This window comes from Phyllobacterium sp. A18/5-2, assembly GCF_025452215.1.
In the GTDB taxonomy this organism is placed as follows: domain Bacteria; phylum Pseudomonadota; class Alphaproteobacteria; order Rhizobiales; family Rhizobiaceae; genus Phyllobacterium; species Phyllobacterium sophorae.
This window is the reverse complement of the sequence record NZ_CP104966.1, coordinates 394,274-408,015: the sequence shown is the minus strand read 5'-3', so window position 1 is coordinate 408,015 and position 13,742 is coordinate 394,274. Positions and strand designations below refer to the sequence as shown.

Annotated in this window: 11 protein-coding genes and 2 pseudogenes; 2 read left to right on the top strand and 11 right to left on the bottom strand. The window is 57.9% G+C overall.

Features of this window, described 5'->3' with window-relative positions:
- Positions 1-56: 56 nt before the first annotated feature.
- The 4 genes from N8E89_RS02065 to N8E89_RS02050 all read right to left on the bottom strand — a co-directional run bounded on the left by N8E89_RS02065 (position 57) and on the right by N8E89_RS02050 (position 2,867).
- Complete coding sequence (locus N8E89_RS02065) at positions 57-821, bottom strand: hypothetical protein (RefSeq protein WP_262261010.1); 765 nt, start codon at positions 819-821, stop codon at positions 57-59.
- 8 nt (positions 822-829) lie between these two features.
- Positions 830-1,069, bottom strand: a complete 240-nt coding sequence (locus tag N8E89_RS02060; protein WP_262261009.1) for a hypothetical protein — start codon at positions 1,067-1,069, stop codon at positions 830-832.
- Complete coding sequence (locus tag N8E89_RS02055; protein ID WP_262261008.1) at positions 1,044-1,403, bottom strand: hypothetical protein; 360 nt, start codon at positions 1,401-1,403, stop codon at positions 1,044-1,046. Before N8E89_RS02055 ends, N8E89_RS02060 begins: the two co-directional genes overlap by 26 nt.
- 567 nt (positions 1,404-1,970) lie before the next feature.
- Positions 1,971-2,867, bottom strand: a complete 897-nt coding sequence (locus N8E89_RS02050) for an NAD(P)/FAD-dependent oxidoreductase (protein WP_262261007.1) — start codon at positions 2,865-2,867, stop codon at positions 1,971-1,973.
- 148 nt (positions 2,868-3,015) lie between these two features.
- Between N8E89_RS02050 and N8E89_RS02045 the strand changes: the two genes are divergently transcribed.
- On the top strand, positions 3,016-3,474 hold the full coding sequence (locus tag N8E89_RS02045; RefSeq protein WP_262261006.1) for an Rrf2 family transcriptional regulator: 459 nt from the start codon (positions 3,016-3,018) through the stop codon (positions 3,472-3,474).
- 27 nt (positions 3,475-3,501) lie between these two features.
- Here the strand turns inward: N8E89_RS02045 and fae are convergent, their stop codons facing one another.
- The 7 genes and pseudogenes from fae to N8E89_RS29230 all read right to left on the bottom strand — a co-directional run bounded on the left by fae (position 3,502) and on the right by N8E89_RS29230 (position 10,802).
- Positions 3,502-4,041, bottom strand: a complete 540-nt coding sequence (fae, locus tag N8E89_RS02040) for a formaldehyde-activating enzyme (protein WP_106662693.1) — start codon at positions 4,039-4,041, stop codon at positions 3,502-3,504.
- A gap of 129 nt (positions 4,042-4,170) precedes the next feature.
- On the bottom strand, positions 4,171-5,856 hold the full coding sequence (locus N8E89_RS02035; protein WP_262261005.1) for an ArnT family glycosyltransferase: 1,686 nt from the start codon (positions 5,854-5,856) through the stop codon (positions 4,171-4,173).
- 14 nt (positions 5,857-5,870) lie between these two features.
- Positions 5,871-6,191 (bottom strand): lipid-A-disaccharide synthase N-terminal domain-containing protein, encoded by a 321-nt coding sequence (locus N8E89_RS02030; RefSeq protein WP_106662694.1) that lies wholly within the window; start codon positions 6,189-6,191, stop codon positions 5,871-5,873.
- Entirely contained in the window at positions 6,184-6,915 is a 732-nt protein-coding gene (locus N8E89_RS02025) for a glycosyltransferase family 2 protein (protein WP_262261004.1), read from the bottom strand. Before N8E89_RS02025 ends, N8E89_RS02030 begins: the two co-directional genes overlap by 8 nt.
- A gap of 104 nt (positions 6,916-7,019) precedes the next feature.
- Positions 7,020-8,669 (bottom strand): thiamine pyrophosphate-binding protein, encoded by a 1,650-nt coding sequence (locus tag N8E89_RS02020; protein WP_262261003.1) that lies wholly within the window; start codon positions 8,667-8,669, stop codon positions 7,020-7,022.
- Positions 8,653-9,833, bottom strand: a pseudogene (locus N8E89_RS02015) (CaiB/BaiF CoA transferase family protein). The gene N8E89_RS02020 and the pseudogene N8E89_RS02015 overlap by 17 nt, the downstream one beginning before the upstream one ends.
- A gap of 12 nt (positions 9,834-9,845) precedes the next feature.
- Positions 9,846-10,802: pseudogene (locus tag N8E89_RS29230) on the bottom strand (alpha/beta fold hydrolase).
- 1,276 nt (positions 10,803-12,078) lie between these two features.
- Here N8E89_RS29230 and ettA point away from each other — a divergent pair.
- Positions 12,079-13,728, top strand: coding sequence for an energy-dependent translational throttle protein EttA (gene ettA, locus N8E89_RS02005; protein ID WP_262261002.1), 1,650 nt, complete (start codon positions 12,079-12,081; stop codon positions 13,726-13,728).
- The last annotated feature ends 14 nt before the right edge of the window (positions 13,729-13,742 follow it).

Genomic DNA, 13,742 nt, shown 5'->3' with positions numbered 1-13,742 from the left:
ATCGCTTCTAACGGCCTCATGGACATCGAGCCCCAGGGAGTCCTTTTCCCTTGTCCTCACTTTCTCTCGATAATACCCGCTTGGAGCCCCTTCAAACGGTGCCATAAGAGATAGTTCTGGTGAGAGAGTGCTGTCGCCGACTGCCAGCTCAGCGAGCCGCCCTGCAGCTCCAATGCAAATGGCGTTCGCTCCCAGATTTTTTCAATCTTGTACAGCTTTACCGAGTTGGCCTCCCATTCGTGCAGTATGCGAGCGAGCTCGAGACGATCTCCGGTCAAAAGCGCCGGATAAAGCGTGGGTGAGATTTTCGCCAGATATTCTTGCAGCTTGCGCTCTTTGTTCAAGATAATTCGAGCTTCCGCCAGGTCGCCTCGGCATAGTGCAAAGGTCAGCATTGTCTGCGGAAAATATTTCGGATGTGCAATACGGGAGCGTTCGATTGAGGCGAACTCAAAAAGATCGTCAAAGGTTTGGATTGAGCGGATCTGCGGCAGGATGATTTCCTCGATCATCTCCAGCATATAGGTGACGGTTTCAGGTCTGGTGACATCCCAATTGGGACCATAGGGATTACCGGGTCCGTAGACATGCCCATAATATTGGTCACCCCAGCCCAGTCCAACCCTGTCCCGTTCGAGAGCAAGCATCCCCGTTGTTGATGTTGGCTCGAAGGCGCGCGGATCTCCGGCACGTTCGATATAGACGCCGCGCAGGATATGGTGGACCGGCTTGATGAAAATGAATCTTCCGGCCAATGCGAGATCGCTATGGCGCTGGAGGAGCGGCTGTACTGCCTGTTTGACTTGCTTTGTCGTGGTCATAAGACGAGTCACCTTTCGCCGGCGGGGCCGGTGCGCACTTCCATGATGAATATGTAGCGAACGCCTGGTTTCGTCTTGGCCATGCCGCGCGAGAATAATTCCATGCGGCTGTGTGACAGCTCGGTTGGGCCTGTCTTGGCATCGTATAGACATAGCGTATCAGTGCTCACTTCCTCGTAGATATCAGGTAAAATTGTTCCCGAGGCGCCGCGGCGGGCTGGCTCATCGTATAGCGAGATCGGGAACATTCGCCCCAGGTTTCCAGATAGGATACTCCGCATGGAGATTTGGGTTGTTCAAGAGCCTGATAGCCACCGCAAGTCTTGCATGAAACTGATTGCCGTAGTTTTGTGGTGTTCCATAGAGCCGCATTGGACCCATCGTGTTCGCAACCATTTCAGCTTGTGTTTGCACGGTGAAGTAGTTTGGACAAAATTTGCTGAACGTCTCACGATCCACTTCCCGCACACTTGCCCAAATTTTTGTATCAGTCTCACCCTTGGTGAATTGCTTCGCGCGCAGCGAAAGCAGCGGGACGACATAAGGGTCATCCGCAGCTGCGATCGCGTTATATTGCTGCACGGCATCGGCAAGAGGATATTCAAGTTCCGGCGTTTTAAGAAACGAGAGGAGGCTCGTGACGGAGCGTATGACCGGATGACTTCTGACGATTGCCTCAGCGGAATATTACGGTCGATCTCCCGCGCGATTTGCTCGGCTCGTCCTATCCATGAACCGGTTGCTGGCTTCGAGGCACTTTGAGCAAGAGTGGCTCCGGTCACAACCGGATCTATGCCACCACCTGCATCAGTCCATTGGCCTCCACCGGAATTGCCGGCTGGCACGCGTGGCTGGTTGGGATCATATTTGTAACAAAGGTCCAGTTCATCCCAGACCTCGAGTTGCATGTACAGGAGATCCTGCTTGTGCTTGAGCAACTGATACCATTCATCGTAACGGGGGCTCGGACCGTGGCGCGTTGGCGTTCTTAGCCGAGTATCATTTGCCTTTATCTGGCGGATCAGGTCGTTATATGCGGGATGTTCTTTGATCGATCGATGCATGAATAAGGTCCTTTAAAAGGACTATAATCCTATTCATCCTCGCGGCCGTCAATTCGACAATAGTCGCAAACGGTCCACTACCGGCTCAGCCGAAGACCAGAGACTGGTGGACGCCAAACCCCGCCATCGCGCCTGCGGCGGAGGCCAGAGTAGCATTGGCCATGGGGCTGGCCGCATCGCCTGCCGCAAAGACCCCTGCAACCGTCGTTTCTTTCCGGGCGTCAACGCGAATGTAAGGTCCGAGCGGTCCATCATCGAAGATGCAGCCGAGTTGCTCCGCCAGCGCGCTCGCCATTTGGGTCTTCGGTGCGGTGAAAAGGGCTGCAACGGGTACGATCCTGTCATCGCTGAGCCTGACAGCTTCAAGCGCGGGCGCTTTGCCGAGGAGCTCCACAATGGGCGTCCGCTCGATCCGGGCGCCGCGGGCCGTCAGGCTTGCAACTTGCTCGCCGTCCGGCTCGAATGCCCCTTGCGTGAAGTAGGTAGTCGGACCCCAGTCAGGTAAAAGCATGCCCTGGTGCGGCGAGGAAGGATGATTGGCAAGGACGCCGACAGCCTGGTTGCCGACCTCGTAGCCATGGCAATAGGGACAATGCAAAATTGTCACCCCCCAGCGTTCCTGCAGGCCCGGAATTCGTGGCAATTCATCCCGCACGCCCGTGGCCAGAACGAGTCGTAAGGCAGACTCTTCCCCTCCGCCGGCGAGTGAAACTGAAAAGCCACCTTCACCTGCGCTGGCGGCCAGGGCTTCTTGGCTGGTGAAAGCTACAGTAGGATAGAGGGCGAGTTGCCGCTTGCCCTCATCGATGATCTCACGCGGCGGCTTGCCATCCTGGCCAAGAAAGCCGTGCGACGTTCTTGCGAAGCGATTACGCGGATGGCCCGCGTCGATAACAAGCACTTTGCGGCGAGCGCGAGCAAGTTGCATGGCTGCTGACAAACCGGCAAAGCTGCCACCGACAACGATCAGATCATACGGCATAGTTCTTCCTTTTTCCTGCAGGCGGGTGGATAACGTCAGATGGAGAACAACATAAGTTACATGAAACTTGAGAGTCAATAGCATGTAACTAATCTTGTTACGGAATAGGAATTGGTGTGCTATAGCGCCCTATCAGGAGCGGAAAAACATGAGACACGACAGCCGACTATCGCGCATGCTGCATGTCCTGATCCATATGGATCGGCACAACGGGTCAGCGACTTCGGAAAAGATCGCGCAAATGCTGAACACGAATCCGGTTGTTGTGCGCCGAACAATGGCGGGGCTGCGGGAAGATGGCTACGTTCGTTCCGAGAAGGGACATGGCGGGGGCTGGACACTTGCCCGGCCGCTCGAAGAGATATCGCTGCTCGACATCCACCGGGCCCTTGGAAGCCCGGAGGTGTTCGCAATCGGGCTGGCGATCGACCATCCCGATTGCCTCGTGGAGCAATCGGTCAATGCTGCCTTGCGGGAGGCCTTCACGGAAGCCGAGGCATTCCTCGTCTCGCGTTTCGCCAGCGTGACGATTGCCGACATTGCCCGCGACTTCGACGACCGTTACAGCAGGTGCGATCAACCTCAAGGCCCCGCCGCCTGCAATTAGGCCGGCGGCCACGGCCAGGCCGTAACCTTAATAGTCGATCACACCATCGAGTGCGTAGTGCTTTACCGTCTTGCGGTTGGCAATCAATTCCTCGACCGTCGGCGATCCTGTCATGGCGCGAGAAATGGCCAGTTTCGTTGCTTCATAGTTAGTGCGGTAAAGATCCTTGTGGTCGAGATTTTCGTCGTCGGCACAACGCGGATCGAGCCAGACCGTGATGATCATGCAAATTTCGTCAGCCTGATCCCTGGGGAGAATATCCTCGATAAGACAGTCGACGATCGCATCGCCCATGGCCGCCTGTACGACACCGCCGAGCAATTCAGCATAGGCCATGTTCTTGATGGTGACTTTGGTAGTCATCATTGTCGCCGGCCGTACCGCCTGGTTGAGGTCGCGCACCACGAACATGCGTGTATGACCCTTGACCTGACCCATCATCGACGCGAACGCTTGTCCTACCGGGCCCCTGACCGACCCGATCACTACCTCCGGCATGGCGTCTGTGACCTGACCTTCTGCTGCCAAAACAGTCGCTTCACCCGTACGAAACCAAATGTCAGTCATTTCTTCTCCCTTTCGATTGCGGTTCGAACCTATTGGCAAGGATCACACCAGTCCAGTTGACGAAAAGCCGCTCATCCCGGCATCTGGAGGGCATAAAGCTTGCCATCTGAATCGACCATTTGGTCCGGCTTATTTCACTGCCTTGTATAGTGTAATGGTCATTCTGCGGCCTTTGCTGTAGTTGACGCCAGATACTGTTGCGACCGCCGCAACCGATCTCTCGCCCTGGGGCAAATTGCTGATAAACGCGTCGTGTTCGCGATCGTCGACAGCTGAAATCGCGCATGCCGGGTCGCGCAAGAGGTGCTGTGCCGCGCCCTGACCATCGGTGAGGAGGGTTTTGGTTCCAGCCAGGAAGACCAGGCTTGGCTCGGTATACCTCGCCGAAGCCAGCACGCTGTTGCTGCACGGTTTCGCAGCATTGAAGGCATTGGCGATGGCTGGGCTGAGCCATATCGGGGTCAAGGCCGGAATGACCCCCCAAGTGAGCAGTCCAAGGGTAATTATCGCAAAAGTTGCAGCAGCTTGCAGCGCACCCTTGAGGTTCTGATTCAGGATGAGCCCGCTGGCGAAGATGCCTGCCGCAAGCGCGGTGAAGAAAACAATGACGCCCGGGAACGAGAACGAACCGGTCATGACATAGGGGAGGACAAGGCCCGCTCCCATAAGCGCGAGCGTCGCGGCGGCGAGCCCCAGCAGCGTCAGGCGTTCCAGCCAGATTTGCCAGCGGCCGCGATAGGGCTGCATGGCAATACCGGTGTCGACGGCCCATGCCATCATCAGCAGAACGGCTGGATAAGCCGGCAGGATGTAGTGCGGCAGCTTGGTGGGTACGAGTTCCGTCACCAGCCAGAATGGGATATACCAGGCCATCAGGAAGGCAAGGCGCGGATCTTCGCGCAACCGGCTCAATGCCTGCAATCCGCCGCGAATGGCAAGCACGCCAAACGGCCAGATGAAGAAGACGAAGATCAATGCGAAATAGCCTGGCGGAGCGCCATGGCTTTCCTGTGCATCGCCGACTTTCGACAGGAAGTCCTTGTTGACGGATTCGTTGAAGAATGCGCCGCCGCTCTTGAGAGTTATCAGGATGAGCCACGGCAGCACGATTGCCAGCAGGATGAGAACGCCGCTTAACGGCTTCAGCCGTTTCAGCCAGCGCCACTCACGATAAAAAAGGCTGAGAGTGCCCATCGTGAGGAGGCTTATGAACGGTGTGATGGGGCCTTTGATCAGCACGCCGATTGCGGTCGCTACCCAGAAAATGAGGGCTGGGGTCCACCGCTCCGCCGCCTGCACACGGCTTGCCATCCAGATCCAGGCCAGTGCTCCCTGTGCGAATACGACGGTCGCCAGCACCGTGGCATCGGTCTTTGCCACCCGCGCTTCAAAGCCGAGCATGACGATGGCGGCCAGCGCAATCCCAGCGAGCAAACCTGCGCTTTGGCCGAAGAAGAATGCGCCGAGCGCCGCGGTTCCAATCACTGCGAGTGTCGCTCCGGCCACCGAGACCAGCCGGTACGTCCAGACCGGTGTGTTGTCACCGTACCCCGTCAACTTGAGAGCGGCGCTCTGCAGCCAATAGATGCCGATCGGCTTCTTGTAGCGCGAGGAGTCCTGAAAGCGGATATCGACGTAATCGCCGCTCTCGGCCATCTGATGGGTGGCCTGGATATAGCGGGATTCATCACGGTCCAGCGGCGGTATCGAAGCGATACCGGGAACGAAGGACACGAGGCAGATAAAGATCAATAGCAGGTAATGGCTGGCGCGCAGCCGCCTGGCACTGCCCGGAGCAGGATCGGCGTGGGTCATGGCAGTCCCCTTGCTCACGTGTCCTGTGTCATCGCCTTCTTCTCATTGGCGATGAGCCAGAGATTGCGGATGTAGACGATGAGGCCAAGACCCTGCCCGGCGATGAACACCGGATCCTTGCGGACAATGGCATAGATGAACAGCAGCGCACCGCCGAACAGCGAAAAGAACCAGAATGTCACCGGCACTACACTGCGCTTGGCTCGTTCCGAGGCAAGCCACTGCAGCACAAAGCGCATGGTGAAACAGGCCTGCGCGAAAAAGCCGAGCACGACCCAGGCGTCAAACTGCGCGATGAATACCGAATGCAGCCAATTGGTGATAGCGTCAGCCATGGCTGATCTCCGTAATCGTTGGAACGGTCTTGCGGCGCTTTCTCAGCCACCAGACACCGTATAGATCGAGAATGCCGCGCAGCCCGCGGTCAAGAATGCCGTAGTTGGACTTACCATGGCGGCGCTCGCGATCGACAACATCCACATGCACCACGCCGTAACCCTCGCGAATGACGAGAGCCGGCAGATAGCGATGCCAGCCATCGAAAAACGGCAGTTCGCGGAACAGGTGGGTGTGCAATGCCTTGAGGCCGCAGCCGCTATCGCGGGTATTATCCTTGAGGATTGCAGCGCGCAGCTTGTTGGCATATTTCGACGAAATCTGCTTCAGTTTGGTGTCGGTCCGCTTCAGGCGCTGACCCGCGGCGATGCCGATTGCCGGTCCGGCCTGGAGCAAGGCATCAGCAAGTTGCGGCAGGTAAGCGGGATTGTTCTGGCCGTCGCCATCCATGGTGACCACAACCTTGCCCTTGGCGGCAAACACGCCGGAACGCACGGCCGCGCTCTGGCCAGCGGATTTGTCGTGGCGAACATGGCGCAACGGCTTGCCTGATTTGATCCTCTCACCGAGTGCCTCGCCAGTCGCGTCGGTCGAGCCATCATCCACCACAATAACTTCGTAGCTGCGGCCATCCATGGCTGCATCCACTTCATCGAGGAGAAAGGCTAGGTTGGCGGCCTCGTTGCGGCACGGAATGACGATTGTGATTGCCGGATTGCTCAAGTCAGACGCTTTCGTATTGTCTCATCAGGCGCGCTCCATAACATTGAAACTGCCGCCTTGCTATCCTCATTTGTGTTACGAAGCCGTAATGCCCGCCCTGCCGATCAACGCTTGTTACGGATTTCGGTGAGTGTCTTGGCCGGTGTGATCGCCTCGGGGTCAAGACGGATCTCGATGATCGCGGGTCTGCCGCTTTGCACCGCCCGCTGCCACGCTCCCGCGAACTCCTCAGTGGCCTCTACCGTCTCGCCGTGCCCGCCATAGGCGCGGGCCAGCATGGCGAAATCCGGGTTGGTGAGATCCGTTGCCGAAACCCGGCCCGGATATTCCCGCTCCTGGTGCATGCGGATCGTGCCATATATATTGTTGTTGATCACAAGGACGATGATCGGCAGGCTATATTTGACTGCCGTGGCAAAGTCCTGACCGTTCATAAGGAAACAGCCGTCGCCGGCAAAGCAGACGACGGTGCGTTCCGGATAGAGCTGTTTCGCAGCGACGGCAGCGGGAAGCCCGTATCCCATAGAGCCGGACGTGGGAGCGGCCTGCGTCGCGAAGCGGCGGAAGCGATGGAAACGGTGCAGCCAGGTGGCATAATTGCCCGCGCCATTTGTCATGATTGCATCTTCGGGCAGCACACTCTCGAGATAGGACATGATCGGTCCCATTGCCACTTTGCCGGGACCTGTCTGCGGCGGCGTCGACCAGGTGAGATAGGATTTGTGCGCAGTCTCCGCTTCGCCGGGCCAGTTGATGTGGGATGGCGGCGCAAGATGCTCGACCGCTTCGGCAAAGGCATCGGGTGCCGCGTTGATGGCCAGGCCCGCACGATAGACCCGTCCGAGCTCATCCGCGTCGGGATGGACATGGATAAGGGTTTGCCGGGGGTAGGGAATGTCCATCAGCGTATAGCCGGAGGAGGGCATTTCGCCGAAACGCCCGCCAACCAGCAACAGCACATCCGCCTCCTTCACGCGGGTGGCGAGGGCCGGATTGATGCCGATGCCGACATCGCCGGCATAATTCGCGTGCAGATGGTCGAACAGCATCTGGCGACGAAAGGAACAGCCGACGGGCAGATGCCATTTCTCGGAAAAGCGTGTGATCGAATGGACCGCGCGTTCATTCCAGCGCGAGCCGCCGAGGATCATGAAGGGCTTTTTCGCGCCCTGCAGCAGATCGGCAAGCTTTTCAATGCTGGCGGGTGAGGGGCCAGTCTCGACCGGTTGCCAGCCTTGCGCGTCGACCGCGTTGACGGCGTCGGTGAGCATATCCTCTGGCAAGGCCAGCACAACGGGTCCCGGGCGGCCCGAGGTCGCGACTGAGAATGCGCGCGTTACGAACTCCGGTATGCGCCGCGCATCGTCGATCTCCGCCACCCATTTGGCGGTGTCCGCGAAGAAACGGCGGTACTCCACCTCCTGAAATGCCTCGCGTTCACGCGCCTCGCGCTGCACTTGTCCAATGAACAGGATCAGCGGCGTAGAATCCTGTTTGGCGATGTGGATGCCGGGCGACGCATTGGTCGCGCCGGGACCGCGTGTAACGAAACAAATGCCCGGTTTGCCCGTCAGCTTGCCCCAGGCTTCTGCCATCATCGTGGCGCCACCCTCTGCGCGGCAGACCGTTACGCCGATGTTTGCATCATAGAGCGCGTCCAGTACGGCCAGATAGCTTTCCCCGGGGACGCAGAACAATCGTTCCGCGCCATTGGCCGCCAAGGCTTCAACGATCAGTTCACCGCCCGTTTTCATTGTCTGCATCCTTCAATTCGTTCAATATTTCGGCGCTGTGCTCGCCAAGGCGCGGCGACGGCCTGTCATAACTAAGGGGGTCTTCGACATGACGATCGGCGTGCGCACGGAAGGTATGGTATTGCCATGGGCGTCGTCGAGATCAAGCCGCAATTGACGGGAAGCGATTTGAGGATCGTCGAACATTTCGCCGATCTGGTTGATCGGGCCGGCCGGAACGGCATTTTTGGCGCACGCTTCCAGCAGCTGGGCGCGGGTGTGCTTTCTTGTTTCGACTCTGATCAGAGCGGTCAGTTCGGAACGGTTTTCCAGCCGTGCCCGATTGGTCAGGAAACGCGGATCGCTGGCAAGACTGTCGAGGCCGGCTATGGCGCAGAACCGCGCGAACTGGCCGTCATTGCCAACGGCAAGGATCATGTGGCCGTCGAATGTGGGCACGACCTCATAAGGTGAGATATTGGGATGCGCATTGCCCATGCGGTGCGGACTCTTGCCCGTGGCCAAATAGTTCATCGCCTGGTTGGCCATCACCGCGGACTGCACGTCGAACAGCGCCATGTCGATCATCTGGCCCTCACCGGTACTGGCCACGTGCGCCAGCGCCGCCTGAATGGCAATGACGGAGTAAAGCCCCGTGAAGACGTCGGCGACGGCAAGGCCAACCTTCTGCGGTTCACGGTCGGGTTCTCCGGTCACCGACATCAGTCCCGACATGCCTTGGATGATGAAGTCATAGCCTGCCTGCGCAGCGTAGGGACCGGTCTGCCCGAAGCCGGTGATGGAGCAATAGACGAGACGGGGATTGTCAGCGCTCAACGAGGCATAGTCGAGGCCGTATTTCTTCAGGCCCCCGACCTTGAAATTCTCCAAAACCACATCCGCCGTCCGGCAAAGCGCCTTGACGGTTTCCTGGCCCTCTGGTGACGTAAAGTCGATTATGATGGAACGCTTGCCGCGATTGCACGAGTGGAAATAGGCGGCCGAGAGGTTTTCACCCTCGCTGCTGGTAATGAAGGGAGGCCCCCAGCCGCGCGTTTCATCGCCGCCCGAGGGATTTTCCACCTTGATAACATCGGCACCGAGATCGGCGAGGATTTGTCCCGCCCACGGACCAGCAAGAACGCGGGCGAGTTCGATCACACGAATACCTTTAAGGGGGGGCATTGGACATTTTGGTCAGGCACTCTTTAGACTGATTGTTCGCTGCGCAAGCGTGTGAGCAGCCCATTCGGCGAAATCCTGCATGATCACTTCCCTGTTGATTTCATTGAGGCCTTCATGCCGCGTATCCTCGTAGATCGTGGTGGTGACATGAGTGAAGCCAAGCTTGCGCATCCTGGTTTCAAGGTCCCTGACCGCCTTGCCCTTCGCCGTTGCCGGATCTTCCGCACCACCAACGAGATTAAAGGGCAGGTCGCGCGGAACCTTCGCCAGTAACGAGATCGTCGGCACCGTTAAATATGAAGTCGAAAATATCGCGCCACATGCTCACGGTGGGGTTCCAGCCCGAAAGGGGATCGGCAAGATAAGCGTCCACTTCATCAGGGTCGCGTGACAGCCAGTCGGATGCAGTACGCGCATTCTTGATACCGCGTCCCCAGTCCTGAAACGTGAGTTTCGGAAGAATCATGCTTGGAACGTCTGAGCCGAGGAACATGCGTTCCGCGCGCAGGATCCCTGTGCTAAACGACCGAGAAAGCCTGCGGAGAAATTGGCGTTCCAGATGGCCGCTGCGTCCACCTTGTCCGGGTGCCCCAAAACGGAATTCAGCGCGATAAGCCCGCCCATCGAATGGCCGAACACGATAAGCGGCAGTCCAGGATGACGGCTGCGGGCAAGATTGTTGATCGTATCCACATCGTCCAGCACATGATTGATTCCATCAGCCGGAGCAAAGCGCCCGGCTGGAGCGCCCGCGGCCCTGGTCAATCCATGACCGCGATGATCATGGGCATAAACGTGGAAACCCTGTCCATTCAGGAACTGCGCAAAACGCTTGTAGCGCAGCGAATGCTCGCTGACGCCGTGATTGATGTGGACGATTGCGCGGGCTGGCCCAGCCGCTGGTGAAAAACGCAAAGCGAGCGCTGCGCCTGCGGCTGTCTTTACCAGTTCTACGTCGTCAAATGGCATCCGGTGCCTCCCGTTGCAATTGAAAGGGTGACGCACGATTAGTCAATGCGGAAAAAATTCGGGTTGAATCCGCCTAAATTGTTCTGGCTCTGCACAATAAATAATCATGTAGTCATCAATGCAATTTTATTTTGCAAAACCTCTTGCAAACGGCAAAAACATGCCGCAGAACTTCATTCCGAAAGAGTTTGGATGCTGGTCCTCCTACCCCAATTGCCACAACTGTGTACGCGTGACGCGAGCGTGTGATGCAGAGAATGTAGCAAGGGAACTGACCGCGCGTATCCAGACCTTGCCAGTTACATGGCCGTTCAAGGGAGAAGAGGACGCTCCCCCAATGCGGCACCAGAGGGGAAACCGGGTGACGGAAATATCCGCGCCCGGTTTCGCTCGTTTTGGGGCCAAGTGCCAGAAATCGCAAGAGAGGGATCGTTTCGCGATGATCTCGCCGTGGTTGAAAAGCACCTTCCTCTTCGTCATCCTCGGGCTTGACCCGAGGACCCACGGCCGAGAAGGACTGAGATATCACGGCACGCAACGCATTCCAGCAAAGTGAAATTCCCAATGGCCGTTTGCGTTGACGGTTTCGTTCCCTGAATCGCGTCGGGATGGTGGATAAATTCTCGCCCTTTGCCTTGGGTCCTCGGGTCAAGCCGGAGAGGGAGACACCCTGCGATTATTGGAGAAGAAGGTGCCTGTCGACCCTTGCACGATCTCACCGCACGCAAAATAATGCTGCTAACTTATCCAACACCTGCAAACCTCGTTTATCCTAACCCCGTCCTTTCCATGGGGAGCTGCTTCCGGAGCCGTTCGAAAGTGGGGGAGGACGGCGTGTCGATGTGCGGGCAACGGACCCGGGCAGCGGCCGACCTGTTCGTCTTCGGAGGTCAATCTGCCTGACACACAGATATTGCCTGCGTTGTTGATGCCGACGCCAATTGTGCGGACACTGCACCGACGGCGACGATGGGCCCGGACTCCAGGCGCTCATCCACTCGCCCCGCGGAACAGGCAGAAGCCGGCCGGCAGGGGGAAACGTCAGCGGGCGGTCTTCGGATCGCATTACTACTTCTACCAAGACGCGCTTCGGCGACCGCCCGTCTTCCCTAACCACTCAATGGCCAGACTCAGAGAATGAGGGCGTGGCGGGGGGAGCGCTCACCGTGCGGAATGTCCGAAATAACCAGCTATGCATTGCCACCCGCGCCCCTTTCGCCTACATACGGCGCAAATTTATGTCCCTAAAATCCCGAACATCGGAGTGACGCGCGTTATGGCACGCCAATTCATTTATCATATGGCCGGCCTGAACAAGGCATACGGAACCAAGAAGGTTCTTGAAAATATTCACCTTTCCTTCTACCCCGACGCCAAGATCGGTATCCTCGGACCGAACGGTGCCGGTAAGTCGACGATCCTCAAGATCATGGCTGGCATGGACAAGGAATATACCGGCGAAGCCTGGCTCGCCGATGGTGCGACCGTTGGTTACCTCGCGCAGGAGCCTGTTCTCGATCCGACCAAGGACGTGATGGGCAACGTCATGGATGGAGTTGCCGACAAGAAGGCAATCCTCGACCGCTACAATGAACTGATGATGAATTATTCCGACGAAACCGCCGATGAAGGCGCCAAGTTGCAGGATATCATCGACCACAAGAACCTGTGGGATCTGGAATCCCAGGTCGAAATGGCGATGGAAGCGCTGCGCTGTCCTCCAGGTGACAGCGAAGTGACCAATCTCTCCGGTGGTGAGCGCCGCCGTGTGGCGCTGTGCCGTCTGTTGCTGTCGCAGCCCGATCTTTTGCTTCTCGATGAGCCGACCAACCACCTTGATGCGGAAACCACAGCGTGGCTGGAAAAGCACCTGCGCGAATATCCGGGCTCTGTCCTCCTGATCACGCACGATCGATACTTCCTCGACAATGTGACGGGCTGGATTCTCGAGCTCGATCGCGGCCGCGGCATTCCATATGAAGGCAACTATTCAGCCTATCTCGGCGCCAAGGCCAAGCGCATGCTGCAGGAGGGCCGCGAGGATGACTCGCGTCAGAAGGCACTCGAGCGTGAGCGCGAGTGGATTTCCGCCAGCCCCAAGGCCCGCCAGGCAAAGTCGAAGGCGCGCATCAGGGCCTATGACGCGCTGGTCGATGCCGCTAACGATCAGCGTCCGGGCGATGCTCAGATACTCATTCCGGCGGGCGAGCGCCTTGGTCAGGTCGTGATCGAGGCAGAGAACCTTACCAAATCCTTTGGCGATCGCGTTCTTATCGAAAACCTCACCTTCAAACTGCCCCCCGGCGGCATTGTCGGCATTATCGGCCCTAACGGTGCCGGTAAGACTACCCTGTTCAAGATGATCACCGGTCAGGAAAAGCCTGATTCCGGCTCCATTCGCGTCGGTGACACGGTGCATCTCGGCTATGTCGACCAGAGCCGGGATCATCTGAAGGCTGACAAGAACGTCTGGGAAGAAATTTCCGGCGGCAATGAAATCATCAAGCTCGGCAAGCACGAAATGAATTCGCGTGCCTATGTCTCGGCGTTCAACTTCAAGGGCGGCGACCAGCAGCAGAAGGTCGGCAACCTCTCGGGCGGTCAGCGCAATCGCGTACATCTCGCCAAAATGTTGCAGGCCGGCGGCAATGTTCTGCTGCTCGACGAACCGACCAACGATCTCGACACCGAAACATTGGCGGCTCTTGAAGATGCCTTGGAAAAATATGCGGGCTGCGCCGTGATCATCAGCCACGATCGCATGTTCCTCGACCGTCTGGCGACGCACATCCTCGCATTCGAAGGCGACAGTCACGTCGAGTGGTTCGAAGGCAATTTCGAAGACTACGAGAATGACAAGATCCGCCGCCTCGGACCGGACAGCGTCAATCCAAAGCGTCCGACATACAAGCCTTTGACGCGCTGATCTTCCTGGGAGGG

Excerpts from the sequence above, each read along its gene's own strand:
- N8E89_RS02065 (WP_262261010.1), bottom strand. The coding sequence starts at position 821 with ATGACCACGACAAAGCAAGTCAAACAGGCAGTACAGCCGCTCCTCCAG.
- N8E89_RS02060 (WP_262261009.1), bottom strand. The coding sequence starts at position 1,069 with ATGTTCCCGATCTCGCTATACGATGAGCCAGCCCGCCGCGGCGCCTCG.
- N8E89_RS02050 (WP_262261007.1), bottom strand. The coding sequence starts at position 2,867 with ATGCCGTATGATCTGATCGTTGTCGGTGGCAGCTTTGCCGGTTTGTCA.
- N8E89_RS02045 (WP_262261006.1), top strand. The coding sequence starts at position 3,016 with ATGAGACACGACAGCCGACTATCGCGCATGCTGCATGTCCTGATCCAT.
- fae (WP_106662693.1), bottom strand. The coding sequence starts at position 4,041 with ATGACTGACATTTGGTTTCGTACGGGTGAAGCGACTGTTTTGGCAGCA.
- N8E89_RS02035 (WP_262261005.1), bottom strand. The coding sequence starts at position 5,856 with ATGACCCACGCCGATCCTGCTCCGGGCAGTGCCAGGCGGCTGCGCGCC.
- N8E89_RS02030 (WP_106662694.1), bottom strand. The coding sequence starts at position 6,191 with ATGGCTGACGCTATCACCAATTGGCTGCATTCGGTATTCATCGCGCAG.
- N8E89_RS02020 (WP_262261003.1), bottom strand. The coding sequence starts at position 8,669 with ATGAAAACGGGCGGTGAACTGATCGTTGAAGCCTTGGCGGCCAATGGC.
- ettA (WP_262261002.1), top strand. The coding sequence starts at position 12,079 with ATGGCACGCCAATTCATTTATCATATGGCCGGCCTGAACAAGGCATAC.